This window comes from Acidithrix sp. C25 (assembly GCF_904848545.2).
Genome location: NZ_CAJHCI020000006.1, coordinates 730600 through 754836, shown reverse-complemented (window position 1 = coordinate 754836; position 24237 = coordinate 730600). Strand labels below are relative to the sequence as shown.

General features: G+C 49.3%; 25 protein-coding genes and 2 pseudogenes. 11 read left to right on the top strand and 16 right to left on the bottom strand.

Annotated elements, in window-relative coordinates; all coding sequences use genetic code 11:
* Positions 1–186: 186 nt before the first annotated feature.
* The gene (locus tag ACIDITHRIX25_RS72460; protein ID WP_052605506.1) at positions 187–411 is read right to left on the bottom strand and encodes a hypothetical protein; all 225 of its coding nucleotides are present in this window, start codon (positions 409–411) and stop codon (positions 187–189) included.
* 830 nt (positions 412–1241) lie between these two features.
* Between ACIDITHRIX25_RS72460 and ltrA the strand changes: the two genes are divergently transcribed.
* Together ltrA and ACIDITHRIX25_RS72450 are read left to right on the top strand one after the other, a co-directional pair.
* Positions 1242–2483, top strand: a complete 1242-nt coding sequence (ltrA, locus tag ACIDITHRIX25_RS72455) for a group II intron reverse transcriptase/maturase (RefSeq protein ID WP_201732520.1) — start codon at positions 1242–1244, stop codon at positions 2481–2483.
* A 290-nt stretch (positions 2484–2773) separates the two neighbouring features.
* Positions 2774–3031 carry a hypothetical protein gene (locus ACIDITHRIX25_RS72450; protein WP_035391934.1) on the top strand — a complete coding sequence of 86 codons (258 nt, stop codon included), beginning with the start codon at positions 2774–2776 and terminating at the stop codon, positions 3029–3031.
* A 149-nt stretch (positions 3032–3180) separates the two neighbouring features.
* Here the strand turns inward: ACIDITHRIX25_RS72450 and ACIDITHRIX25_RS72445 are convergent, their stop codons facing one another.
* Positions 3181–3681: a transposase gene (locus ACIDITHRIX25_RS72445; protein ID WP_283770396.1), complete on the bottom strand. Its 501-nt coding sequence runs from the start codon at positions 3679–3681 to the stop codon at positions 3181–3183.
* A gap of 127 nt (positions 3682–3808) precedes the next feature.
* The gene (locus ACIDITHRIX25_RS72440) at positions 3809–4057 is read right to left on the bottom strand and encodes a helix-turn-helix domain-containing protein (RefSeq protein WP_052605479.1); all 249 of its coding nucleotides are present in this window, start codon (positions 4055–4057) and stop codon (positions 3809–3811) included.
* Between the two features lie 464 nt (positions 4058–4521).
* On the opposite strand from ACIDITHRIX25_RS72440, the gene ACIDITHRIX25_RS72435 reads away from it, so the two are divergent.
* Positions 4522–4950 (top strand): PIN domain-containing protein, encoded by a 429-nt coding sequence (locus ACIDITHRIX25_RS72435; RefSeq protein WP_200891332.1) that lies wholly within the window; start codon positions 4522–4524, stop codon positions 4948–4950.
* Positions 4951–5423: 473 nt separating this feature from the next.
* Here ACIDITHRIX25_RS72435 and ACIDITHRIX25_RS72430 read toward each other — a convergent pair whose 3' ends face one another.
* Positions 5424–5567 (bottom strand): carbon storage regulator, encoded by a 144-nt coding sequence (locus ACIDITHRIX25_RS72430; protein ID WP_082058853.1) that lies wholly within the window; start codon positions 5565–5567, stop codon positions 5424–5426.
* A gap of 659 nt (positions 5568–6226) precedes the next feature.
* Here ACIDITHRIX25_RS72430 and ACIDITHRIX25_RS72425 point away from each other — a divergent pair.
* From ACIDITHRIX25_RS72425 to ACIDITHRIX25_RS72420, 3 genes and pseudogenes are all read left to right on the top strand, one after another.
* Complete coding sequence (locus tag ACIDITHRIX25_RS72425) at positions 6227–7708, top strand: Fic family protein (RefSeq protein WP_052607021.1); 1482 nt, start codon at positions 6227–6229, stop codon at positions 7706–7708.
* A gap of 93 nt (positions 7709–7801) precedes the next feature.
* Positions 7802–7948, top strand: a pseudogene (locus tag ACIDITHRIX25_RS000000104165) (IS3 family transposase); the annotation flags it as partial.
* Positions 7949–8153: 205 nt separating this feature from the next.
* Positions 8154–8441 carry an EAL domain-containing protein gene (locus tag ACIDITHRIX25_RS72420; RefSeq protein ID WP_052607022.1) on the top strand — a complete coding sequence of 96 codons (288 nt, stop codon included), beginning with the start codon at positions 8154–8156 and terminating at the stop codon, positions 8439–8441.
* A gap of 691 nt (positions 8442–9132) precedes the next feature.
* On the opposite strand, the gene ACIDITHRIX25_RS72415 is transcribed toward ACIDITHRIX25_RS72420, so the two are convergent.
* The gene (locus ACIDITHRIX25_RS72415; RefSeq protein ID WP_201732518.1) at positions 9133–9858 is read right to left on the bottom strand and encodes a GAF and ANTAR domain-containing protein; all 726 of its coding nucleotides are present in this window, start codon (positions 9856–9858) and stop codon (positions 9133–9135) included.
* A 74-nt stretch (positions 9859–9932) separates the two neighbouring features.
* The gene (locus tag ACIDITHRIX25_RS72410; RefSeq protein WP_052606927.1) at positions 9933–10691 is read right to left on the bottom strand and encodes a GAF and ANTAR domain-containing protein; all 759 of its coding nucleotides are present in this window, start codon (positions 10689–10691) and stop codon (positions 9933–9935) included.
* A 548-nt stretch (positions 10692–11239) separates the two neighbouring features.
* Between ACIDITHRIX25_RS72410 and ACIDITHRIX25_RS72405 the strand changes: the two genes are divergently transcribed.
* On the top strand, positions 11240–11431 hold the full coding sequence (locus ACIDITHRIX25_RS72405; protein WP_052606928.1) for a transposase: 192 nt from the start codon (positions 11240–11242) through the stop codon (positions 11429–11431).
* 60 nt (positions 11432–11491) lie between these two features.
* Here the strand turns inward: ACIDITHRIX25_RS72405 and ACIDITHRIX25_RS72400 are convergent, their stop codons facing one another.
* On the bottom strand, positions 11492–11737 hold the full coding sequence (locus ACIDITHRIX25_RS72400) for a hypothetical protein (protein WP_152626160.1): 246 nt from the start codon (positions 11735–11737) through the stop codon (positions 11492–11494).
* A gap of 322 nt (positions 11738–12059) precedes the next feature.
* Here ACIDITHRIX25_RS72400 and ACIDITHRIX25_RS72395 point away from each other — a divergent pair, with 322 nt between their 5' ends.
* Complete coding sequence (locus tag ACIDITHRIX25_RS72395) at positions 12060–12224, top strand: hypothetical protein (RefSeq protein WP_160291902.1); 165 nt, start codon at positions 12060–12062, stop codon at positions 12222–12224.
* 584 nt (positions 12225–12808) lie between these two features.
* Here the strand turns inward: ACIDITHRIX25_RS72395 and ACIDITHRIX25_RS72390 are convergent.
* Positions 12809–13042: a type II toxin-antitoxin system death-on-curing family toxin gene (locus ACIDITHRIX25_RS72390; protein ID WP_201732517.1), complete on the bottom strand. Its 234-nt coding sequence runs from the start codon at positions 13040–13042 to the stop codon at positions 12809–12811.
* Positions 13043–13073: 31 nt separating this feature from the next.
* A complete protein-coding gene (locus ACIDITHRIX25_RS72385) occupies positions 13074–13280 on the bottom strand; it encodes a ribbon-helix-helix protein, CopG family (RefSeq protein ID WP_052606929.1) in 207 nt (68 codons plus the stop codon).
* Between the two features lie 210 nt (positions 13281–13490).
* On the opposite strand from ACIDITHRIX25_RS72385, the gene ACIDITHRIX25_RS72380 reads away from it, so the two are divergent.
* Both ACIDITHRIX25_RS72380 and ACIDITHRIX25_RS72375 read left to right on the top strand, forming a co-directional pair.
* Positions 13491–13664 (top strand): hypothetical protein, encoded by a 174-nt coding sequence (locus ACIDITHRIX25_RS72380; RefSeq protein WP_160291903.1) that lies wholly within the window; start codon positions 13491–13493, stop codon positions 13662–13664.
* 754 nt (positions 13665–14418) lie between these two features.
* On the top strand, positions 14419–14796 hold the full coding sequence (locus tag ACIDITHRIX25_RS72375; protein WP_052606930.1) for a hypothetical protein: 378 nt from the start codon (positions 14419–14421) through the stop codon (positions 14794–14796).
* On the opposite strand, the gene ACIDITHRIX25_RS72370 is transcribed toward ACIDITHRIX25_RS72375, so the two are convergent.
* The 4 genes and pseudogenes from ACIDITHRIX25_RS72370 to ACIDITHRIX25_RS72355 all read right to left on the bottom strand — a co-directional run bounded on the left by ACIDITHRIX25_RS72370 (position 14780) and on the right by ACIDITHRIX25_RS72355 (position 17696).
* Positions 14780–15016, bottom strand: coding sequence for a hypothetical protein (locus ACIDITHRIX25_RS72370; RefSeq protein WP_201732516.1), 237 nt, complete (start codon positions 15014–15016; stop codon positions 14780–14782). The genes ACIDITHRIX25_RS72375 and ACIDITHRIX25_RS72370 overlap by 17 nt on opposite strands.
* Before the next feature lie 678 nt (positions 15017–15694).
* Positions 15695–16108 carry a tyrosine-protein phosphatase gene (locus ACIDITHRIX25_RS72365; protein ID WP_052606932.1) on the bottom strand — a complete coding sequence of 138 codons (414 nt, stop codon included), beginning with the start codon at positions 16106–16108 and terminating at the stop codon, positions 15695–15697.
* A 32-nt stretch (positions 16109–16140) separates the two neighbouring features.
* Positions 16141–16482 (bottom strand): tyrosine-protein phosphatase, encoded by a 342-nt coding sequence (locus tag ACIDITHRIX25_RS72360; protein ID WP_052606933.1) that lies wholly within the window; start codon positions 16480–16482, stop codon positions 16141–16143.
* A 30-nt stretch (positions 16483–16512) separates the two neighbouring features.
* Positions 16513–17696: pseudogene (locus ACIDITHRIX25_RS72355) on the bottom strand (thiolase family protein).
* 109 nt (positions 17697–17805) lie between these two features.
* Between ACIDITHRIX25_RS72355 and ACIDITHRIX25_RS72350 the strand changes: the two are divergent.
* Positions 17806–18555 (top strand): FadR/GntR family transcriptional regulator, encoded by a 750-nt coding sequence (locus tag ACIDITHRIX25_RS72350; protein WP_160291904.1) that lies wholly within the window; start codon positions 17806–17808, stop codon positions 18553–18555.
* Positions 18556–18688: 133 nt separating this feature from the next.
* On the opposite strand, the gene ACIDITHRIX25_RS72345 is transcribed toward ACIDITHRIX25_RS72350, so the two are convergent.
* The 3 genes from ACIDITHRIX25_RS72345 to ACIDITHRIX25_RS72335 form a co-directional block, all read right to left on the bottom strand.
* Positions 18689–18979: a putative quinol monooxygenase gene (locus ACIDITHRIX25_RS72345; protein WP_052606935.1), complete on the bottom strand. Its 291-nt coding sequence runs from the start codon at positions 18977–18979 to the stop codon at positions 18689–18691.
* An 804-nt stretch (positions 18980–19783) separates the two neighbouring features.
* Positions 19784–20998 (bottom strand): exonuclease domain-containing protein, encoded by a 1215-nt coding sequence (locus ACIDITHRIX25_RS72340; protein ID WP_052606936.1) that lies wholly within the window; start codon positions 20996–20998, stop codon positions 19784–19786.
* A gap of 574 nt (positions 20999–21572) precedes the next feature.
* On the bottom strand, positions 21573–23009 hold the full coding sequence (locus ACIDITHRIX25_RS72335) for a methyl-accepting chemotaxis protein (RefSeq protein ID WP_160291905.1): 1437 nt from the start codon (positions 23007–23009) through the stop codon (positions 21573–21575).
* Positions 23010–24237 lie beyond the last annotated feature (1228 nt).

Below are 24237 nucleotides of genomic sequence, written 5' to 3'. Positions count from 1 at the left end.
GTTCCTTAGCCACACAAGAAACGCTACGACGCTGGGCTCCAACAGCATAAGTTGCCCATCTAGCCGCCCGATCACTTAGGCGAAGACGACCTTGTGGGTATTTGAAATTGAGCTATTTTTGGATCATCATCACTAAAAGAGAAGTTGGGGGCAGTGTTTGTTTGCACATCGCCATCTGTGCTTAGACTAAAAAAGAATAACCTTGCGACCAAAAGACGGTAGGTCTACAACCTCAACAACTCTGAGGCCATTATGGTGAACTTTGCCTTCAGCGGTTGGACATTGCTTTTGTGAATTAGAACACTCAATGTGAACATGGAGCGGTTCACCAAGATTATCTTCAACGCGTATCAAATTAATATCAACTAAACCAACCAAGATTTTAGAAATTGCTTTATGATCTTTTTCCACAGGGGCTCTCCATTGTGAGTTTTGTCAAATCCCATTCTGGCAGAACCCCTGTACCACTTCCAAAGCGACTTCATAAAAATGGAACTTTAACCTCTAGCCACCGTTAAATCCGAAGTGCCGCGATAGCGCTCCCGGGTGATACCTCGTCCCTCGGCGAGCTCAACCCAACTTTCGACGTGCGTCATGAATGAAAGAGGTTGTAAATCATGTAGAAGCTGATAACAATCACACTGCAATGCTACATAGATGATGGAGGTAGGCCCTCCGGGATCGCCTTTTGGGAGGAGATTCCAAACCACCGTACGGGGCATTAGCTAAAGACTGTTGTCCAAAGCGGTACGGAAAAGTTAGAGCAATGACTCTTTCAGGTATGAGTTAAGAAGACGAGTGAAAACAAACCACTGACGAAGCGTTCGAAATTGGTATGGATGATGTCGAAACCGAGGGACGTCGAACTTTCGGGACAACTTGGAGACTAACCCAATTAGTGCTCCTTGGGCATCCGGCGTGTAGGTGGCGTGAGCTTAACATCAGGCGTTTATGTGGAACATGAGAACCCAGTCCTAGACGTTCTTGGCTAAGCCCACATGGGCTAAGCCCAAAGATGAGGAAAAACCTACAAGTTGCAGATCAACAAGAGGGAAAGTACCAAATGCCTATGGATTGGGGGCGGACCATCCCGTAGTAGCTACGAAGTCCTTGTAATGAGGATGTAAGCCAAAGAGATGGAGTAAACAGCAGATCTAGTTGTAATTGGCAAATGAACAACTTCTCAAGGTAAAAGTTGAGGGGGAGGGATCAAATGACAAGACCACGACAAGAAAAAGCTTTTGACAAAAGACAAGTACGTCGTACTTAAAGCATACAAAGAGGCAAAAGCCAATCGAGGAGCACCAGGGATTGATAAGCAGTCCATCTCAGTCTTTGAGATGGATCTAAAGAACAATCTCTACCAACTCTGGAATCGAATGGCTTCTGGAAGTTATTTTCCAGCGGCAACTAGATATGTCGAGATAGACAAGTCAGATGGCGGTAAAAGAATCCTAGGTATTCCAACCGTCAAAGATCGCATCGCCCAAGGGGTAGCTAAAGCCTACATAGAGCCAAGATTGGAAGAGGTCTTCCACGAAGACTCCTATGGTTACAGGCCGAATCGCTCAGCCCATGATGCCATTGAAAAAGCACGCAAGAGATGTTGGAAGTACGATTGGGTCATTGATCTAGATATCAAGGCCTTCTTCGACACAATAGATCATGAACTGCTGCTAAAAGCTGTCTCTATGCACGTATCAGAGCCATGGATAATTCTCTACATCAAACGTTGGTTGAAAGCTCCAATGCAAAACAAAGATGGACAACTAATAGATCGAGAGCAAGGATTACCCCAAGGCGGGGTGATTTCTCCGATTTTGGCGAATCTGTTCTTACATTACGCTTTTGACAAATGGATGGTAAAGAACTTACCCTATGCCCCGTTTGAACGATACGCGGATGACCTTTTGGTACATGTGGAAACAAAGAAACGAGCCGAAGAGATCCTAGAGGCTATAGGTCAGAGAATGACGCAGGTCAAGTTGGAGTTACATCCACAAAAGACCAAAATCGTCTATTGTAAGGACTCCAACCGTAAAGGAGAGTTCGAACAAATACGCTTTGACTTTCTAGGATTTACCTTTGCACCACGCTACGCCCGCAATAAGTTCAAGCAGCAGTTTAACAACTTCCTGCCAGCGGCTTCAGATAAAGCGGTAGAAGAAATGGGCAGAGAACTTAGGCGGTTTCGTATTCACCTCCAAACAGGCCAAACCATAGCCGAACTCGCCAGGCTTTACAACCCGGTGATCTTAGGCTGGATCAACTACTATGGACGCTTCTACAAATCCAGATTAGGCCAACTCCTCCGTCGTATCAATATCTATTTGATTAGATGGGCACGCAAAAAGTACAGGCGACTTAGCATACGAGCAAATGCTTGGAAATACCTATCTCAAATAGCCGAACGTGAACCCAATCTTTGGGCTCACTGGTCATTTGGGGTAATACCAAAAGTCGGTTCGCTAGGAGCCGTGTGAATTGAGAGGTTCACGCACGGTTCTGTGAGAGCGGGGAGGGGAAGTTCCTCCCCGCCACTCGACCCCCATCGAAGAACTCCCGGCTCAGCGGGTTAAGTCCAGTGGATCCTGAATAGAGATGCGGATAACACTTGTGAGACAGGTTGAAGCGGCATTCTGGTTTGGGAAACCATCGCAACGATGGTGTGCTGAGCTAGAGAGGTTGTTCCATGGGGACATTATGAAAGGGACAACCGGGCCATTGACGGTCAGCCCATAAAGCGCTATACTGTGTACACAAAGGAGACACAATGGGCAAACTCAAAAGCGTCGGCGTTCGTGAATTTCGCAACAATGCAAGCACCTACCTTTCCGGCTCCGATCCGGTTGCCGTGAACAAGCACGGTCAGGTGATTGGGTTTTATATCCCGCTCGAACGTGATCAGGACGAAGTGCGTCGTGCTATTGCCAAGTTGGGCGTCACGGTAGAGAAGGTCCTCGAAGACACGGGTATGTCCGAAGAGGAGCTGGCGCAGCTGTTCGACCTCCGGCGACAGTTGCCTGAATGATTGGCTCTCCTAACATAGATGTGGATCAAGCAACCCTTTCGTAGGGGAGCTTGAGATCAATCGGACCGCATGAAAGCATCACCAAGCCAAGTGTTGATTTTGCAGAGTGAAGACCATAGCATCTAGCAATGGCGGATCTAATATATTGTTTAGACCCTCAAGCCTTCCATTAGAGACACCCTTTTCAAGCTAGGGGGCTCAATAGCAGCCATAATTCCAGCTTTATGGATTCGAATTGTCTTTGACAATCTGACAAAGCTAGGTATCTGTGATCGTGAAGCACGAGCACACCAGGAATCCAAGAACTCAGCTACTTCGTCATTGGATAATCCACTACCGAATATCCCTCTTAGGGATTCTTTCATCTCTAAGGGCTTTAGGAGTATTGCAGCGGTTGACTTTATTTGACGTAGAGTCTCATTTTGGCGTTGAGTCAAATCACCAGGATTCTTTAGTAATGCCCATCTTGCACTCACAAACCTACGGGCGTAATCTGGAGTAGGAAGTTTTCTCAGCTGGCGCCATAGGTCGCATCTTACCTCCTCCAGGGACTCAGTGCCCAATTTAACGACATGAAAAGGATCGAGTGCGATTTGAGTATCTGGTGTGCGATCAGCGAAAGCTTTAGCAAAAGCTGGTCCCATGTCCATTGTTGCTACTTGTGTGAGAGCTTGGAACGTTGCGAACCAAGCTCACATAAGAACCCATCTAGACTCTTAGCGCTTTTTCCTTCTGCTCCATAGACGATCTTTCCAGTTTCATGATCTGTTACGGGCTCTAAATAACTTGGGTTATGTACTTATGGTGTTTACGATAGGCAATCTCATCTACCCCTATTATTGAGAGCTTCTCTAGTCGCTTTGGATCGATCTCTTTGGCTACTACTCTCTCACAGATCGTACCAACTGTTTTCTGAGCAATCCGGGTGAGCTTCGTAACTGTTGTTTTATCCATCTTTGCGGTTGAGCCGGCAACTAGATGTTCAAAGTCTCTCGTGAAGCGAGATTTACGATACCGGTCACCCAAATGGCACTGACTCAGTGATTACTCCATGATTGGGGCATTTCGGTCTCCGTAGGGCACAAGAGATCCAAGTACGACGTATTCCCATGTCAAGATGTCTCCAGCGAGAGTTGATAAGTTCTGATGTCGTAGCGGTATTTTGTTTTGAATTTACGGCTTATTCAACAACACTTTGGACATGCGAGCTTGGATCGTGCAAGTTTGACATCTACAACAATTTCATCTTTTGAGATAAAAATATCGTTGACAATGACACCTTTAACGTCAAGCAACTGCTTGACTAGAGAGTTAGCGTGCACGGTTAGATCTCCTAAATCTGTGTGTTAGTAACTTCAAATTTAGAGGTCACAAACCGTGCAGGTTTCATTCAATGCTTTTAAAGACCCAAAAGTTCTTATCGTACAGGCGTTACTTATCAGTTATGGGGTCTTGGTGACCCACATGAGGGTTAGGAGAGCCAATTGATTGTGGTGGTCGATACGAGCGTGCTCGCTGCAGAGCTGCTCCGCAAACGAGGACGCGATTTGTTCCGCCATCCGCAGTTACGCAGCGTCATCGCTCAAGACCAATGGGAAGAGACTCAACACGAACTACCGAAACGGGCCAAGAAGATTGTGGGCCATGGTCATTTGAGCCAAGCACAAGTCGATCTGCTGTTAGGCGACGTTGATGAACTCTTCACCAGCCGCACCATTGAAATCATTCCTTCTTCTGCCTACGAGGAGAAGAAGGAACTTGCACTTCGGCGAGTGCCACAAGATCCGAAGGATTGGGCTCCTGTCGCGCTAGCCATGACCATGGATGCTGGCATCCTTACTCGCGACGGTGACTTTCTCGGATGCGGACTTCCGACGTGGACGGTAGAGACCCTGCGTCTGGAGCTTGAGCACCTATGACTCAGGGACTCAGGGACTAGTCGAGTTGTCAACCGCTATATCGGCGTATCGGGTGGTTACCTCGGATTGCCTGAGAGAGGCGCGGACGAAGTTAGGGGTCAGGATACCGCGGTTTCCAATCTGGGGGTTGATTTGGCATGAGGAATCGGCCTGGACTTGAGAATTAGAACGCAGAGTACACCAAGACATCTGTTGCGTTCTCATCGCTGCAATCGTCCAGGGTCAATCCAGAGCATCTCGAAATAACCGTGCCGGGCGGCTGTGATGGCCGCCCCAGCCGGCAGGTCATGTTGGGCGATCGTCGTTCATGGAAGCCATCGTTGCGATGGTTTGCTGAGCTAGAAAGGCAGTTCAATGGGGATATTATGAAATGGACATGTCGCCAGTCCGAGCCCGACCCAGAACTTGACTTTGATCGACGGGGTGGAAGGCAGGCGAGATCAACTCCATAGTCGCGCCTCGACTGACACTGGTTACTCCTGGTTCCGCTGAACCCTGATCTCGGTGGGAACTTCGATCCCAATTCGAACCGACCGCCGCTTCGACTCCACAATGGTAATCACGATATCGTCGCTAATGACGATCCGTTCCTCCTCTTTTCGGGTGATCACGTGCATCCACGCCTCCTTTGACAACAAAGAGTACCAGGCATGAGCAGTTGGATCAACACGCAGCGCTCCCAGGGCCAGGGAAAGAATTCAGTCATACTGGACTGAGACTTCGGCCGTTGATGAGGCCGAGCCCTGTGGCCCCTGGCAAAGTAATGCCTAGCTTGGTGCCCTGTTCAACCAACTGAAAATAGACCGTGCTGCCCAGCGTAAGTAAGCAGACACTTCCTCCTGCTATGACCCAGCATCTGGGACACCTCCTGGCGCCGCGTCAGGTTTCAAAGAGATTACATACATAAACTCCCTGGTAGTCAGGGGTAATGAGATTTCGGATATTGATCCACCCGGCTTCGACCCGGACATCTCTATCCAAACCGGGGGCTTCTCTAACAAGGACTCTGGCGTCTCCCTGGACCGGACTCTCACCGGCTAGCTATCGTGAGCCTGTCGCTCGGTCTATGTCATCTGACCTCCTTGTTTGCTGCAACATACGTCTGAGCTTCTGGACGCATATGAATCCAAGTTTAGATAGCGCCTCTCATGATATACCGATGACTCTTCGCATTGCCGAAGCCGGGATACGGCGATGTATTCATTCTTAGGATGGGATATTCTTCCACCTCTGCTATGCTAAGCGGGTAATAACTACGCATAATGAAAGTTTAAGCATGGCTAACTCCATCGTGTTCGCTACTGATCAACCAGCGTCGACGCTAAGCCGTCGTGTTCAACGAGGCGAACTTGTCCGTATCGCTCCTGGGATCTACACCCAAGAGGTAAATGATGTGACGGGAGTAGTGGAGCGAGAGTGGCAGACCATCGTAGGCCACCTCATGCCAGATGCCGTGATCAGCGACAGGTCAGCTGCCTCGGGTGGTCCGGTTGATGGAGTACTCTACCTTGTTCGTCCGGTTGAGGCCCGTATAGTACAGCTTCCAGGTCTTATGGTGTTGGCTCGAGAAGGGCCTGGACCGCTAGAGGGAGATATTGAACTCCCTGGCGGTTTGTACCAGGCATCGCGATGGCGAGCCCTAGCGGAGAATACTCGCCCAGCGAGAGCGGTAAGAAATCGCCCGCGACGTGCGTTCACCGATAATGAGTTGGCCGACTGGGTTGATCGACTACTTCGCATAGATGGGGAGGATCATCTACGTAACTATCGAGATCGAGCTAAAGCTATGGCCAGAGATCTCGATGTGCCAGCAGCTGGCATCGATCGATTAGAACAGATGATTGGTGCAGCGATTGGTACTAGGACTATTCGTACGGGTTCTCAAGCGCTAGCTGCTCGACAACGCGGGTTTCCATACGATGCGGATCGAGTTAAAAGGTTCGATCTTTTGGCTCAAGCATTGCATCGCAGCCTGCCGCAAAACCACCCAGCAGACCCCAACGACCCACGCTGGAGCTGTCTTCCGTTTTTCGAAGCCTACTTTTCAAACTATATAGAAGGGACCGAATTCGAACTAGACGAAGCTACTGATCTCGTGTATGAGGGCAAGGTCCCTTATGGCAGAACCCAAGATGGACACGACCTTACTGGTACCTACCAGGTTGTCAACGACCTGATAGAGATGTCAAGCGTGGCAACTTCGGGGGAGCAGTTCGTGGAGTTGCTCCGCTATCGTCACTCAATTATTCTCGCTGGGCGACCGGAAAAGAACCCTGGGAGACTGAAAGAAGTTGCTAACCGCGCGGGCGACTCCGTATTTGTACGACCCGATCTAGCAGAGGGAACGCTACGTGCAGGCTTTGCTCGTCTAGCGGAACTCGATACAGCATGGGAGCGTGCCGTGTTTACCATGTTTCTGGTTTCTGAGGTCCATCCATTCGATGATGGAAACGGGCGAGCTGCAAGAGTAATGATGAACGCGGAACTAGTCGCTGGTAACCAATCACGAATCATTATCCCCATCGTGTTCAGAGATGACTATCTTGGAGCTTTGCGTCAACTCACCCGCTATGACGACCCCAGCGTCTTGATCAAAGCCCTGCGGTTCGCTCATGACTATACGTCCAGTATTGATTTCACTGACAAAACAACAGCAACTATGCAACTTGAGAGAACTAATGCCTTCAATGCAGCTGATAGCCCAAAGCGTCTCGTCTTGCTCGGCAGAAGCCAAAACGGAGAAATAGACCTCAGCTAACCGATACCAGTTTGTCTGAGACCCCCGGTAGCACAACGAAGACGGTTCTCATCTTATCTGGTGTGTTAGCGGCCATGCAATAAAGAACTCGTATACCGAACCGACATTAGCACTCGAGAGGAAGCAAGAACCGCAATCTTTGTTTCGATCCAGTGGTCCAACCAGAAGCGTAGACATTCGAACATCAATCATTTATCGCCGACTCGGTTCGAGCAAACTGCTACCTTACAAGCGGCATAGGTAAGCGGGGTCCAGAGTCCCATTTGGTGAGCAATTCCACCAGTTGGATACGCACAAGCCAACCCTACGGCTCCTATTCGACCTCTCCCGGAATGGTGAGGGTGCTCATCGAGTCATCTCGCTCCCAATCGTTGTCAAAGCCTGGAATCTGCACGTGGACCGGCGCGGCGCTCGTGGGAGACAGAAGCCATAGTTGCGCTCGAGAGTGGCAGAAATAACCGGATTCGAAGCGCTAATTCGTTGGCAACACCCCGAACGAGGGCTACTCAGTCCCCAGGCATTCCTTCCATTCATGGAAGAGACCGGTTTCATTGTGGAGATCAACCGCTGTGTCCGAGAGCAGGCGATACCCCAACTTGGGGATTGGCAGCAAAGCTACCCACGAACTCCCAACATATTGATGAACATAAACCTGTCGGCGAGTGATTTCATGACCCCCAACACCAGCATTGAATCCTCGGTCATGCGTAGCAATTGCAGCGAAGAGGTTTGATCAAGGGGCAATCAGCGACACATGGACACACTAGTGCTTGAAGGAGACCACCTTTCGCTGCATGAATGGATGTGGATAACACCCGACGACCCTCATACCGAAGGGACTCCCCGACCATCGAAACTATGGTAGAACGAAGAACAGATCCAGCTCAGTAACGGTAGGCATAGAAGAGATAACTCAAGTTGCTCGAACTCGTTCATTTGCACCGAAGCACCCCGTCGTTCGAGGATTCGATAGGTAAGAGCAGCACCCGTCGACCGAGCTTTTGGCGCTATGTGGGCTCGAAGACGAGGTGGGTCACTTCACGAGCGAACGGGTCGATCACGGCGCAAGTGACCTCGCCGTAGTCGCAGTCTCGACGCGGGGAACGCTCCGATCGTAAAAAGAGTGACAAATCCATTCACGCGTACCTTCCACTCTCGTAATCCTACAGCCTCGGTTTCTATATTGACACGCCTCGCCCAAGGCGATGGAGCGAACGTCTCATTGCATAGTCGCACTCTGGAGAAGTTCGATGTAAGAAGTGGCGCCTGCATCACAGTTACACAAAAAGATCGGCGTAGCTGAGCCTGCAAGACCAACTCAATGAGACACTAATGCTTGGTCGCAAACTCGTCAATTCGGATCTCAGAGGCTGGCAGTATGATGCGAAACATCTTGCGAACTCTCCACAGTACCCCGAACTTCGTTACGTCGGATTGTCCAAATCATTCGCTTGAAGCGTTCCCGCCACGATGGCCGAGGCGACCAAAGTGATACCTTCGTTGTGATTGCGTGAATGAGCACGGAGTCGCCCAAACGCTTGGTCCATTCTGCACTGCGTCGCTTCGGCAATGATGCCCTTCGCTTGTTCGATGACTATGCGACTGGTGAGAGCGTGATCGAGTTGCTCATTGAGCGAGGTGGCGTCGAGCATCGCGCGGTGTTGAAGGATGGCGATGGTCGCCACGTGAGCGAGGCCTTGCGCGGCGGCAATGTCTCCGTCTTCCATCGGTCCCTGCAATGTTCGAAAGAGATTGAGAGCGCCAATGGTACGTCCCCGCAGTCGAAGGGGAAGGCTGTGCACCGAGTGGAAGCCGTGCTTGATTGCTCGCGGTGCAAAGAGCGGCCAACGTCCGTTCGCCTCGCTGAGGGCCACATTCACTACGGCTACACCGCTCCGGTAGCAGTCCATGCACGGACCTTCATTCGTTTGGATCTGGAAGAGCTCAAGCACGCGCATCGATTCGCTCGAGGAAGCTACGAACTGCAGTTCTCCACCGGGTGAAGCCAGCAAGACCCCAGCGGCGTCCACCTCCAAGGCTTCGACGCAGCGATCACTCAGGGTCGTGAGAATGTTGATGATGTCGAAGCTGTCAACGAGATTGTCGGCCAACTCGACCAGCGTGCTGACTATCAGTGATTCTCTACTCATAATTCCCTCGTCTTGCTGGGTTCCCCCAAGAACGGTCGGCGACCCTTGAGGATGAACTACCGGATGCCTCTACACTAATTCCCATATTCCTCGTATTCCCTGTTTTTCGGGTCTGTTTCTAGCCAGACCCTAGACTGAAAGTCAAACCGAGTGCCACGGTCGATGATTCGATGCGCGAGTTCGGATGGAGATATATCCACAGCAAACGCGTGTGCGCGAAGCATGATCAGGGCGTCTTTCACCGAAAGCTTAGCCTGCACCGAAAGTATCCCCGAGGCTTGGTGCACGGAGAAATCAAAGGTGGACTGGCCCTGGAGTTCGTTGGCGATGGCGCCTCTGGGGACACCGGTTTGCATCACCAGAACAGCGCGGCCGATGACCGAAGCCATGAGATAGGCACTTGAGGACTGCTCCTCGCTGAGCGGCCCCGTGCTGTCGCGGTACAGACTCAAGGCGCCAAAGACAACTGCCCCAATATGGATGGGGAAGCCAAAGACCGCTCGAGCTCCGAGCTTGACCGCCTCGGGCGAATAGAACGTCCAACGCTGCCCGCCTTCGCCCATGAGGTCAGAGACTTCGCTGGCCGTGCCGTTCTGGCTCGCATCGTGTCCCGGTCCCTCATTGAAAGTCATCTCGAGGTCCAATAAACCTTGCGCTACGTCATTGCTCGCGCAAAGTTGTTCTTGGCCGCCGTCCTCCGAAGTAATGGAAATGCCGGCGCCACTCAGTTCGGTTATCTCTTTCGCGACGGAACAGAGTGACGAGCCATGGGGATCTTCACTCTCGTGGTTTGCCATGAGAGTGAAGATATCGATTAGACGTTCAGTAGACACGATGACCTCTCAACGCGACCGTGCCCGTCACGAGATTCTCAATAGCTGCTGGCTCCATCGAGGGAGTCTCCTCATGTTGCAAAAACGCTCGATGAGTGCTTGCTCCAGCGCATTAGGACTTCTGTAAACCATGACTGTAGCTCCTTTGCCTTCTGTGATCCTACCCAGAGAAAGTGGACGATTCAGAACCATATAACGTCGTACTCAAAGACTGACAGATTATCAGGAATAGCTCTCTAGAAGTGACGTGCCTCAAAGCCGGAGTCAAAATGAACATCGCCTTGGCTGGTTTATCAGCATCTCCTGTTTTGGCCACTTCAAGCGGTAAGCGTTTTGAACTACTCAAAGAGAACGACATTCATCAAATAAACCTACCAATCCAATGAAGAAGACAGGCGTGGTCGTAATCTTGCCGTCACGGTTATCATGAATGTCTCTGAAGAGAGATGTGGATGACACTTGTGAGACAGGTTGAAACGGTCATCTAGCTCAGCAAACCATCGCAACGATGGTTTGCTGAGCTAGAAAGGCAGTTCAATGGGGACATTATGATAGCGACAAATCCCCCAACCGCCGCCACTCTCCTCGACAAGACGATCGCCGACTGTCTTGTCGAGGAGGTGCCGGAGATCGTCACTTTGGACAGGACGCTCTTGGGTTGGAGGACCGAAATCCTCAACCACCACCTCACCGGCGCTTCGAACTGCCCAACGGAGGGTCTGAATCTGCTCATAAAGTAAGGCGAAGCGGGCCGACCATGGGTTCCACGAGTGAGATCACTATCGGCCAAGGGCATTGCTCTACACTGGGGGTTTCAACTGGCCGTCCCGACCGTTTTTTCTACGGATCCGAAAGCGTCGTGCCCTGCTTTGACGCGGAGAGTCGGTTTGGTCGGTCGAACTCGGTGGAGTGGGGGCTAGGAATGTAGGCAACGATCCCCAGTCGACCGAAAGAACGGGATGTACGAACTGGTTCCACTGGCTTTGAATCATGCTTTCGGCAGCGTCTAATGACCCGTCGTCGGGAATTATTGTATTTTCACTCATGCCGTCCTCCTCGGTAGAAATCACCGAGGTTCTGGAGTGATAATATTAATTGTACTCTTCCCCAGACATTTTAGCAAGTACCAAGGGTTAAAAAAAGGCATTACGTTTATTTGACGAAGAGGCCATGGGCCGGATTGCTCTGGGGCTCCTGACTTGCGTGCGTGGGCGCAGTACCCTTTCGGTTCTCGCCTATTGGGCGTGTGGCACCTTCGGTGGGTTGGTTTTGGATCACCGATAGATTGCGCCCAAGGCCTTCTGGGATCCATTGTTCCTGAGTCCATTCTACGCCCTCTTAAGGGGTGGCACATTTCAGCGAGAATGGGTGGCAAGTTTCGCAGGAATATGCGCCATTCATCTGCTCATGGTTGGTCTTGCAGACAAACGTCGGATCCCACTTGGAGTAAAGGCTCCTAATTCTACGACTCCCAACGCCATCGCCGACCTCGAAGACAACTCGGCCAACTCCCTCGATAGCATCGATGCATGAATGCGCAGGATTGAGCAAATCATCGATCTTCAAACGCGATTGCTGACTAATCAAGCTTCGGGACCCTGTCAACGCCGACCGAGTCCTACCGAATGCACGCTATCGCAGAGACGACGTCCATCTCTCCCGGACTCAAGCACACGGGTACACCGGGCTCAAGGGGCCGTCTACTGTCCTGTGAATCATCCCGGGCAGAAGCGCCTCCCGAGATTGTGGCGTCATAATGTGGATCGATCAAGGTGGCCCTGACGAGACAACCAAAGTAATCCGATACATTCAACGCTTAGCTAATGGCTTATCTTAGGCATTGGATGCTTGAAGGAACCGGTTCTCCCTGTCTCGGCTATCCTGTCTTGCCCACATTTCTGCCCACATTTTCACGCGTTAAGCTATGCGAACGTGCCTTGGGCGGCCGACCTACAAGGCTCCGACATGGGCTCATGTGTTTAGACACATCGATAGATTGTTGGTGAATGTAACTTTTAGATCAGTGGCTTGAGACTAAGTCGTTGGGAAATTTCTTCAACGTCAAATCTTGAACTTGCAATTTCATAGACAAGCTTGAATGCATCGTCGTCACCAAGTTAGGGTGCGTAGCCGTTCAGATCGCAAAAAACTACAGTGCTGAGCCATGCGAGACGTTTGTTACCATCTGTTAGGGCATGATTCTTTGTTATGGATTGAAGGAGTGCAGCTGCCTTGAAACTAAAAGTTGCATATGCTTCCTCGCCATGAAACCGAGAACGTGGCCTATTTATTGCCGAGTCCAACAATCCCACATCACGAATCGGGCCAATATCGAGCCTTCTAATCATCATGAAGAGTTCCTCAAGCTCGAGGTATTCAAACTCACGATGAACCAAGTCGCTCCAAGACGTCGCTCCAACGTGCCAACAAGCGCTCCGTCGACTCATCAACTCGTGCACGATGACCATTCCTCTCAAGGCGGTCGAGCACTGCCCGACGGATCACCTCCTGACGAGAGATTCCTTCGAGTTCCGAGAGTGCGGTGAGCGCATGCTCAAGAATTGCATCTGTTCTAAGGGTCAAAGCCATATCCCTATGGTACCGTTTCAGTATCAAATTTCAACTTCTAGCCGCAAAATTCGCCATAACACCTTGACGGCCACGCCACTGACTATTAGAGATTCAGACGAACGCACTTGAGACGATCAATTTAATCGCTCGTTGAGCGGTCTATCACGACACTGCACTCCATTGGATCAATCTTGTCTCCTGCTCGAAGAAGTTCGATATTGGAAGCTCATGACTGCCGGACTAATTGAATACGCCGACACTAAATTGGTTCTGCACTCCAAGCCCGAATTAATCACCGATGCTTTTCGAACGGAATCTGACTCTTCCAATCTGGTCGCCCTGGGCCATAAGTCGCAAATTGCGAGTTCAGCGCTTCAAGTTGATCGCACTCGTCGAAGCTAACTACTAAACCGCCTGGCGCGGAGTCGAGGTCGAAGAGCAGGCCGAACTTCACAACAGCCTTACATTCGTCGACGCTCGTTATCCCTCGCCAGTTGCGCTGAGGGTCGGGAATAAACTCGGCGTTACCAAGAACCTAGCGAGTCGGACCACGTTGGTCGCGATGCCTGCTCTCTCTAGGTCGACTTGATCGCAGCCATCGGTTGTGTCGTTGTGGATGACTTCTGCTTGCAAGCAGATCCAACCGGGGCTAATTCGCAGAGTAGCACAAACTCGAGCGCTCTCCAGAGGTGGTACGCGCTTCAGAGAAGCGCTTCCTCGCCAGTTTGTCGGGCCGTGCTAGAGCAGGGAGGATCACTCATAACCGCAGCGGACCTCCTTTGACTACTCTGCCGCATCTTCTCCTCGGACGCCGACCTTCTACAGGTCACCGATAAACAACTAATTATTAATCGAAACATCTACCATGCCGGGGCTTGGACGGTGGCAAATAGCGCTTCGTTACGCCTTTAGAGGTTGATTGAGCATCTGGTAGAGAGACTTTTAGGGGAACTAGTTGACTCTAGACATTGGATCCGTTAAGCTGTTTTCAATAAACTTCTTTAAATCCACGTCGCAGGTTGGTCGCCCTAGGGAATTTCGGTGATCGAATCTGAAGAATTCCCCGTGATTCCAAATACAGTGTCCATACAACGCAGGTCTCAGCTCACTTCAGGGTGAACTTATCACCGATTTGCCCGAAAAATAGGAGGACCATATGAAAACAGAGAACTGGAAGGAAGAGCCAGAGGACAAGGACTATCCAGCAGCACTCAACTATTTGTCTCTCTTGACCGATCCCCGCGAAGCAAAGAAAATCGTAAAGGCATTAAAAGCGAGCTCGCAGATCGACCACTTTGCGGCAAAGGACCTCCTTCGGGCCAGCGGCCTGCCCTGTTTGGGCGCCGATGACCACGAAGTGGAAAAGGATCTGGACAAGGTGAAGTCCGGCGAGAAACTCTCCCCCGTACTACTGGTGCGAGGTGCGCCGCTCTGGGTCGCCGACGGCTACCACCGCATCTGCGCTAGCTATCACCTGTGCGAGGATGAGGTTGTCCCGTGTCTAATAGTTGATCGAATCAAGACTGTCCAATAACTATGAGCAGTCTCTCGGCTATCACGTTCGAACGAGAGATGACAAGCGTGAATCGAGACCGCAGCTGGTCCGTGGCACCACCAGTTGCGAGGACGGTCTGACACCCGCCTAAGAGGCTCCGCAACATGAGACCCAAATCTGGTTGGCGACGATTATGATGTGCATCTTCTTTATCTATTTGGCTCCCCTGTTGGGATGGCGTCTTTTCGCCCACTCGCACAGCATTATCCATTGCTGGCGATCTAAAGATGAAAAAGCATTTTTTAACAATTACATGGCGATGAAAGCTCGTCTATCTCCGTATTACCGAGTGCAGCCGTTTGTCGGATTCTTCTGCTACTACGTCTTGTTGGTAAGACGAGCTTCGATAACTGAGATCTAACCGCATCCAGGTTTCTGGGTCTTCAGATTTAACGGTGGAAAGTTAAACTGTAGTTGCGATTACTGCTCAGGTCCTATACCATAGAGATAATCGTTCCGTTCTTTAATTGTCCGTTGCGCAACGATAGTGATATCGTTATTGGTCTTGCTGTTAATCGAGCAATAACGTCTTATGACCCTAAGGTATAAAAGACCTTCAGCCGAAGAATAGGACAAACGTGCAATCCATACTGACAGTCACCGCTTTCCCGATTGACAATGTCCCAAAATCCCAAACCAAGCTTTCATCGCGTCCATAATTAGCGCAAACCTTTGCATTCACTCAACTAAAGATCAAAAAATTCAGAGTTACAGGAGGCTTCGAAACTCGGCCAAGGCTTACAGCAACCTAATTTGTGTACCCCTAGAAGTCCTACCAGCTGTTAAACAGATGTTGTCCTCCTCAGGTCGCCTAATTGATTGTCAAATTAAGTCTGAAGACCTATCAAAATTGCACAGTCGATGAATTACCCAACATTCAGGTGTACTGCCAACGATCATAACTGCAAAATAGGCAGCTTTCGCTCTCTAAAAAAACAATGAGAAAATCGGAAAGGTAAAACCCAACAGAGTGGCTAGCGCCGAGCTGCTCTATCGCATCCACAGAGACACCCTTTTGTAGTACCCACTCATGTGCTCCACCATAGCGAGAATTTAGCACTCTTAGGAAAGTCTCGATCGTTCTGGGCTCACACCTATCTATCTCCTCAGGGAGATTCTCCATATTATTGGCATAGCGCGGCCAAGTCCTAAATCGTTGAACTACTCGATCCATATTTTCCGCAGTCTTCAAATAATCGAGCGCAGCTGCCTCTTCCGGTACGCCTATCAGAAAGAGTACCAGGGCTACAAGGACACCAGTTCGATCCTTACCTGCCGCGCAGTGAACCACAGTTGGATGTTAAACCAGCGAACCTAATAGGTTTATAGCCAAAACAAATTCTCATCTGACTCCAAGTGATCGAGGTATTGATTTACGGTCAATTCCCCAGGTTCACCGTGAGGGCTATCCACATCGATGAGTGGAAGGTTGACATAACATAATGGTCGCCGCCCAAGTAAACCTCGACCTTCCGATACTGCCTCTTGAGTCGAACGGAGATCGAGAACGCATCGCACTTTAAGATCCTCGCTGACAATCTTGACATCGTTGTCGGTTAGCTCCTGCAAGCTATCGCTACGAAAAAGTTGACCGGAAACAATTTGTCTGCCGTCGGAGGTTGTGATTCCTCCCAAGTCCCGAAAGTTGAAAGCACCCTCAAGCATTATTTAACGCTCCATATCGTCCAAAGTCGATCATTTACCTAACGCCTCAACCAAAGTTGCATTTGCCATTCCTCCACTTTCACACATTGTTACAACCCCTCTTCCTCCGCCGCGTCGAGTAAGGTCATCTATCAGCTGAGCGAAAAGACGAACTCCTGATGCACCCACAGGATGGCCATAAGCAATCGCTCCACCACTGACATTGAGAGAGTCGAGAGGAAGATCTAACTTCTTTTGATAAGCAAGAACCACCGAGGCAAATGCCTCGTTAACCTCAAAAAGATTGATATCTTTTATCTCCAGACCTGCCCGTTTCAAGAGTTTTTGAGTAGCTGGTATCACTCCAGTCAGCATCATGATGAGATCATCGCCCACAACGGAAAAACTAGTCAAATATCCTTTTACGATGAGGCCATTTTCTTTAGCAAAGGCTTCGCTTGCTATCAATGCAGCCCCTGCTCCATCTGAGATCTGCGAAGAGTTACCGGCGGTGAGACACCAAGAGATCTCGGGGAACCGCTCTGCCATCTCAGGTGTATAGAAGGCTGGGCGAAGCGATAACAATGCTTCCAGGGTCGAATTGGGACGAATTCCCTCGTCCTTTTGGACTACACGTCCTTGATTTTCAATTTGGATAATATCTTGTAGTTTAGATCCTTCGGTGATGGCACTTTGAGCCAGGAGATGCGACCGTAGAGAGTACTCATCCAACTGATCGCGCGAGATTTCAAATCTAGAAGCTATGAGCTCGGCTGAAACACCCTGGGGGATAAGTCCGGCCGGATAACGCGTTTGAAAGCGCGGACCCTTTTCGTCTTTTCCCATCCGGTTCGCCTTCATAGGCAAAAGTCCCATCATCTCTACGCCCCCGGCCACTGCCGCGTCATAAGCGCCAGCCATTACTCCTTGTGCTGCAAAGTGTATCGCTTGTTGGAATGAACCGCATTTACGATCGATAGAGACTGTGGGGACATCCTCAGAATATCCGCGGCTAGTACCGCATTTCTCGCGATATTGCCGGACTGCTCAGCCGCTGGTAGAGAACACCCAACTATTACGTCGTCGATCAAATTGGATTGAATACCACTTGGATCAACTATTGCTTCAAGACAGGTTGCTAGCAGGTCTACTGGATGGATACCCTCGAGTGCACCGCCTTCGCGGGCCTTTGCAAATGGAGTACGCACTATTTCAACTATGACGGCCCGCTTCATGAGGAGGTACCAAAAGGTATCGGGTAGTTCATCTACGAGAGGTCCTTTTGCTGATTATCTCCATTGCCATGTGGAGGCTGTAAAGGGCCCGGCAGAGAGAGACATCTATATGAACGTATCCGTAAAGACAATCGAGAAGATTATGGGGCTGATCGCCAACGGGGAATTCTGTCCAGGCCAGCGACCACCGTCAGAGAACGAACTCGCAGCTAAGTTTGGCCTCTCTAGAAGTTCCCTACGTGAGGCGACCAGCGCCTTAGTACAGCTGCGCGTTCTTGAGGTTCGCAAAGGAAGTGGAACTTATGTTTCGGGTCTAGGGCCAGAAGTTCTGATGAGTGGCCTTGGGTTAGGAGTTGACCTAGCTCAAGGAGACTCTCTTATAGAGATATTTGAAGTGCGACGACTCTTTGAACCTGTCGCGACAGCTTACGCGGCCCTCAAAATAAATGAAGAACAAGTCTCAAATCTTCGCCACAGCCTCGAACTTATGTACAAGGCGAATAACGTTGAGGAACTAATCGTCATTGACTTTGACTTTCACGAACAAATAATGGCCGTTACCGGCAATATGACCCTATGTGCACTCATGCGCGGTCTATCCACGAAAGCGCTTCGCGCAAGGATATGGTGCGGAATCTATCTAGGGGGAGTTCAGTCGTTTACCCTCGAGCAACACCGTAGAATAGTTGAAGCGTTGGCCGAAAGAAATCCCACGCTAGCATCGGCCGCATCAACAATACACGTCACCGAATCTGAGCGCTGGATCCGCTCGCTTATCGAGAGCGATCAAGCAGCCTTACACGCCCTTCATGAACACAGTTCTACGGTAAAAGATATCCAAAGCGCTGAACAGCACTGAGCCGAATCTGCGAGAGAGTCAACTGCCTTGGCTATCTTTGTAGCTATCTCTTCATAACTAGCGGCTTGAATCTACTGATCTGCCCTTGGCACTCGCTCGGCTCGCAGGTGTAGCCGAGCGGTACCTTCAAATACTAAATATCAGTGATTTCAAAGAGCGAAATCGCCGGAGGAGCGGAGAAAAACGTTCCCAAATCCGTGGCTCCATCTCCAGCTCTCCATTTTCCATAGGCAAAATAGTGCTCTTTGGATCGCCAGGTCTCTAGCAGCACATAATGAGTGGCATCCTTGAGATCGGCAACTACCTCGACACTCACGCAACCATCAAAAGCCCTGGTATCAACGAGGATTTCACTGAGTTTCTTTTTTCCTTGGTCGATTGCATTTTCATTGAGTTTAAATTCGAAAAGAACTTTTATTGCCATCGTTTATCTACCTTCACTATGGTTTCTTCATATCAAAGGTACTACCTTTCATTCTTAGAATGCACTCGAAATTGCTTTTGTATCAATTCCGAGGTCCTACCAATCTTTGGTCTTGGCCTTCATAATGTTTACGGCCAGAACATGCCTAAGTAGTTTTGTCGAATCCTAGTTTTCTTATACAGCAAGGCTTTTTGGCTTAATGAGACCAATAATCACCAATTTTGAATCCGCACTGTCAGCGTGACTCAATGAGACGTCATCCAGCTACACCCGATTTATTAAAAGATCGGCCATCCATACGATAAAGCAGGTTCATCTCAGCTAGCCAGAATTCAACTCGTAGCCGAAGCCATAATCAATGTCGAAGAAGCTAGCGTTTCAAAAGAGTTAAATAAGCGCGGCAATCGCCAAGACCTTGAACCTTTAGCCAGCACCGCAAGAGAGAACAGACACTACAAAACAACTGGACTTTGCAACTTTACAACTCTTGCATACATTAAAGTAGGGTTAGAGCTAATGGGCTCATCGCCATCGTGAACAAGGCAGAAAAGGGTCGCAAAACAAACGGTTCAATTCCATTTTCTAGAATCTTCTCCTAATGGCGAGGATTGTCAGGGTCTACCTTACTCTTACCTTGCGATTGAAAAGACCCTAGGGTAAATACCCCTAGGAGAGAGCCCTCGCATTGAGAACGGGGCCACAGCCCCACTTCTAAAGCAATAAGTTCCTGTCAGATCACTCTTCGGGACCAAGAAAAAAGGTCAATGGGGCGGCGAATAGCATCGTTACATGCGGGGAAAATAGCTAAAGGCCAATTAGGCCAGCGAACTGATCACCGCTAGCAATTTTGATCCCTAACTGTCGAGCTTTTTCCATCTTCGAAGACTGGGAGTTGACATCTCCCACTAACAACGTGCACCGCTTCTTGGTAACAGTGCCGTCAACCCTCCAACCTGCAGCTAAAGCTAACTGTTCCAACTTTGAACGTTCCACAAAGTGACCCTTTATGAAGATGTCTCCAGTGAAACAAACCGTCGGCGTCAACTCCGCACTTAGTTTACTCATATGAGTTGCGAACATGCTTCGATCGTTGATTCCAAGACGAGGAGCCAGAACCTTCATTAACTGTATCTCTGTCGCAGAATTTCCAGAGCCGACATCAGCCATCAGTGAAGTGAAAGCTTGCTCGTGAGCAAGGCTAATCTGATTGGGACTAAGCCCGAGACTAAGAGCTTCATTGTTCAACTCGCGTACCTCTTGTTCAGTTAGAACAAGATCGTCTAGTGCTAGGCCGAGCAAATCTAAATAAGGTAGTAAGGTCGGATCATCACAGACAATTTCAAGACGGTGCGCCTCTTGCAAGCGAACTACTTCGGTTACCTGCGCAACGTCGTCACGGGTTATCGCCAGGCCATATGTTGGCTTATGAAGATGACCAAGGCTTATGGTTGCCGGCTCACAGGCTGATGATAGTAATTTATTTGCACCCGATTCCAAAGATCTCATTAGGAGTTGCGCCGCAGCACGAGCATCATCTAGTGCTCTGTGTGCACTTTTTAGTGGAATCCCATACTCTTGGCAGGCCAAGTCGAGTCTCATCCTCGACAGTGAAAGTGTGCAAAGGCCCCTTCCAGGCTCGAATATTGCTCCTGCCCGAGTGAATTCAGAATCAATCATTCTTTGGTCGAAGGCAAGGTTGTGCGCCGATAGTATATATCCGTTGAGGCGATCGGCGACTTCATAGACGATCTCATCAAACGAGGGTGCTGCCGCAACCATGGAAGCCGTGATTCCGTGAATCCTAGTTGGCCCAACATCACGACCCGGATTTACCAATGTCTCAAATTCATCGAAAATCTCACAGGTTTGCGAATCCAGAAGAACGATACCAACCTCAACGATACGATCGTCCCTATAGAGGCCCGTGGTCTCGGTGTCAACGACCGCGACCTTCGCGGCAATTTTTTCAGGACTCCTAGTTGGAGAATTCGTATGGCTAATTGGTCTTGCTGTTTCCACGCCGAAATACTAGCGCCTGGAAAAGCCCGATGTAAATTCTAACGGAGAGAGCACCCTGCAACTCCGAAGTCCTGGATTCGGCTTTAAGTGAGACCCCCAAAGTGTACCACTGTCACTAATTAACGTGCGCATCTTCTTATTTATTTAGTGCTCATTTCGCTAGACCGGGCAGTTGTCGATAGGTGACTCTTGATGAATAATTCGCGAGTCATCGTAGGCAAATTACTTCACTTAGGTGTTAAATTATCATCGAAGCTACCCCTGCCACCTAGCTAACGCAAGCGACTGACGATTGTTAGGTCAACTGCAACGCTTCCGTTCAAATGACCCGCCACTGCCAATCTAACTTTTTCATTCCTTAATCCATGAAAGAAGCTGCCCGGCTAGGTGTTGAATACTGAGCTATGCGAGACGATAACTCGCATCGAAACCAGTGGCATAAAGAGGGCTACGTATGATGAGTAAGATCTAAAAGCGAGCATAGAGCATCAATAGGATAACATAAGGCCCCAGGTGTGAGGATGGGAGAACCAATCCGTAACCATTGTATAAATTGAGTCAGCAAAGCATAAATCTATGCCGTATATCCAATACGTAATCCGCCCCAGTGCAATCCATTCACCCATATGGGAGATGACACGTCCTTCATCAAAACATATTGGCCACCTCCCATATGTCGTCTATAGGTCTGCAAGTGCACCAAATCCTGGTTCTTAGCCACTGAAAGTCCCGTACGATCTTTATACATTAATCGATTCCTGCAGTTAGCAGCGTTCCAGATTGGATCAGGTCCTTGGGGTTTTGAGAATTTTAGATTATGGGTTGGCCCGAATCCATTCCGATCTGACGCTGCACAATACGCTATGCGCGCATCCATTTCCAAGGCTCTCTCCTGGGGCGCAACAAATAACTCATCCGTCAAGCGAACAAATTTAGTTAGGTACTGAGGAGGGTTGCTGCCAGCTATTGGAACATAGTCATCATCAAAGACCTCATCCTCACTGATCCTTCCGCTCGCGATAGCATTCTCTAAGAGACGCGACAAATCCGCTGCTGTATCTATCGCCAGCTTAATAAAGGGGGTGTCCACCGTATCGATCGCCGAGGCATTCGCCTTCTGCAACAGTACCTCAACGGCGTCTAGAAGGTCTGAACTCTTAGTTTTAGCTAGAACTAACTCCCTCGAGCTGCTTTCAACTCCTTCAATGAGCATGGACAGAGAACTATTGAATTGCGCCATCTGGCCACTGGAATCTTGGGCCGCACTTGCCATTTCACTAGCGTCCCGATCTACCTCTGAGACGGCGCTAGCTGCACCGGTGATAACTCCCGATATGGAGTTAGTTCCTGTCTCAGTATTACTTGCCCCATGGCGAGCCTTTTGGGCGCTGCGATCGAGGCTATTAACCCGCTCTGTCAACCCAGATAACTTCTCGCCTATAGAACCAGCCATCGAAATGGTCTGATCTGCTAAGTCTCTAATTGAATTTGCAATTACAGCGAACGACACTCCATGGACTCCGGAACGCACGGCTTCAATTCGGGCATTAAGAGCCAAGATATGCGTTTGTTGAGCTATTTGATCGATGCTGGCGGCAACGCTAGCTACAGATTGAAGTTCTACTCCGAGCTCTACTAGTTCGTCACTGGTGTTCGATACCCAAGCGGCTAAAGATCGTATTTCAGATAGCGAACTATCGACTGTGCCTTTTGAAGACTCTAAAAGGTTATCAACATCTTGGGCTACGACTTTAGTCTTCTGAGCAAGCTCAGAGACTCTCTCGTTAGAAAGAACAACATCGTTGGCGACTTCACCAATATTATGAAAATAACTAGTCTGCTCCTCGAGTTTAGTCGCAAGGCTATCTATTATTCCCCATATATCTACAACATGGATTCCGAGTGCCGATGCTAACGAGGAGACCTGGACCACCACAGCCTCTGGGCTTTCGAATTTAATTCGACCCAATTGCGCCCTTGACGCAGCCCTCCTGGTAGTACTCCTTGTCAAAAGTCGCACCATGAAACCACCTTCCAAGCAAAATGAGCTGTAAATCTTTATATCGGCTTAAGTCGTGTTTGATTTAGTTTGATCTTCGCTGAGCTAATGGCCGTAAAGTTGGAGTGTACTTCAATCCAATCTAAGAAAATACAACTCTTTATAGAGACCAAGTCTTCTGTGACTTAAATAATCCAATTAGCCAGAATATGACCGCATGTAAGCTGCTCCTTATCGTTGATTTTTATCATCGCCATTAAAGAACGCTTCTTTAGCATGGCTCGACGTGGGTCAAACCAATGATTTTCCTAAGGCGCCTTACCCACCGACCTCTTTTTGATAACTTCTATACAGTTGTATTCGATCTCGTTGGCGACAACTCGTTGGTTTCGATGAATCGGTAGATTTACCTGGTCCGAGTCGATGTCGAGTTTCCCGCTCTAAATTCACCATCAGAGCTAACATTTTGACAGACACCAGCCAAACAGTGATCCTAGATCCCACATCATTTACTCTTGGAGCAGACTGAGTAATAAAAGTAACTAAGCAAACTCGTTTGCACATCAATGGGCTCTACTAACTAAAATGCAGATGAAGGCCGATTTTAAAAGTAAAAATCGGCATCAGATTCAAGGGAACAACGACGTACCTTTCAGTGATAGCCCACGAAGACCCTAGCTCCTCGAATATCCAAATTTCGAAGGGCCTTAATAGCACACGGCTTTAAAGATAAAAATAGACGAAAGGCTTTTATGTTTAGATGGAATTCAACAAAGCCACGATTGGGCCACTAAGAATAAAGGTGACACTTCAACAAGAGATTCCGGCATCCCAAAGCATCCAACGCCCCGATAGGATACCCTCGCAGAATTAGCAATTTCTAGCATTATCCCAAGCGCTAGATCCATCTAATTCAATTGCGCAGATAAATGGCAAGATCAAGTGATCAATTTCGCCAAGGGCAGAAATCAGCATTTGGAATCCCCGAAATCAAAGACGATAGATCTCTCCATCAACCTATCGTCGACGGCTCACAGGCTGATGATACTAGTTTCTTTACGCCCGATTCTAGAGATCTCATTAGGAGTTGCGCCGCAGCGCGAGCATCATCCAATGCTCTTGTCCCCTCTCATAATTTCCCTGAAACTGAGGAATTAATCCCTTCTAAGGTTGTTCTCCTTGGTAAGGACATAACCTTGCAAGGGAGAACGATGCAAAGTCACACCGTTTCAGAGGAGCC

Excerpts from the sequence above, each read along its gene's own strand:
- ACIDITHRIX25_RS72430 (WP_082058853.1), bottom strand. The coding sequence starts at position 5,567 with ATGCACGTGATCACCCGAAAAGAGGAGGAACGGATCGTCATTAGCGAC.
- ACIDITHRIX25_RS72425 (WP_052607021.1), top strand. The coding sequence starts at position 6,227 with ATGGCTAACTCCATCGTGTTCGCTACTGATCAACCAGCGTCGACGCTA.
- ACIDITHRIX25_RS72385 (WP_052606929.1), bottom strand. The coding sequence starts at position 13,280 with ATGGCTTTGACCCTTAGAACAGATGCAATTCTTGAGCATGCGCTCACC.
- ACIDITHRIX25_RS72345 (WP_052606935.1), bottom strand. The coding sequence starts at position 18,979 with ATGGCAATAAAAGTTCTTTTCGAATTTAAACTCAATGAAAATGCAATC.
- ACIDITHRIX25_RS72415 (WP_201732518.1), bottom strand. The coding sequence starts at position 9,858 with ATGAGTAGAGAATCACTGATAGTCAGCACGCTGGTCGAGTTGGCCGAC.
- ACIDITHRIX25_RS72400 (WP_152626160.1), bottom strand. The coding sequence starts at position 11,737 with ATGAGTGAAAATACAATAATTCCCGACGACGGGTCATTAGACGCTGCC.
- ACIDITHRIX25_RS72350 (WP_160291904.1), top strand. The coding sequence starts at position 17,806 with ATGAACGTATCCGTAAAGACAATCGAGAAGATTATGGGGCTGATCGCC.
- ACIDITHRIX25_RS72380 (WP_160291903.1), top strand. The coding sequence starts at position 13,491 with ATGACTGCCGGACTAATTGAATACGCCGACACTAAATTGGTTCTGCAC.
- ACIDITHRIX25_RS72445 (WP_283770396.1), bottom strand. The coding sequence starts at position 3,681 with ATGGACATGGGACCAGCTTTTGCTAAAGCTTTCGCTGATCGCACACCA.
- ACIDITHRIX25_RS72450 (WP_035391934.1), top strand. The coding sequence starts at position 2,774 with ATGGGCAAACTCAAAAGCGTCGGCGTTCGTGAATTTCGCAACAATGCA.
- ACIDITHRIX25_RS72390 (WP_201732517.1), bottom strand. The coding sequence starts at position 13,042 with ATGATGATTAGAAGGCTCGATATTGGCCCGATTCGTGATGTGGGATTG.
- ACIDITHRIX25_RS72360 (WP_052606933.1), bottom strand. The coding sequence starts at position 16,482 with ATGCTTGAGGGTGCTTTCAACTTTCGGGACTTGGGAGGAATCACAACC.
- ACIDITHRIX25_RS72375 (WP_052606930.1), top strand. The coding sequence starts at position 14,419 with ATGAAAACAGAGAACTGGAAGGAAGAGCCAGAGGACAAGGACTATCCA.
- ACIDITHRIX25_RS72405 (WP_052606928.1), top strand. The coding sequence starts at position 11,240 with ATGATAGCGACAAATCCCCCAACCGCCGCCACTCTCCTCGACAAGACG.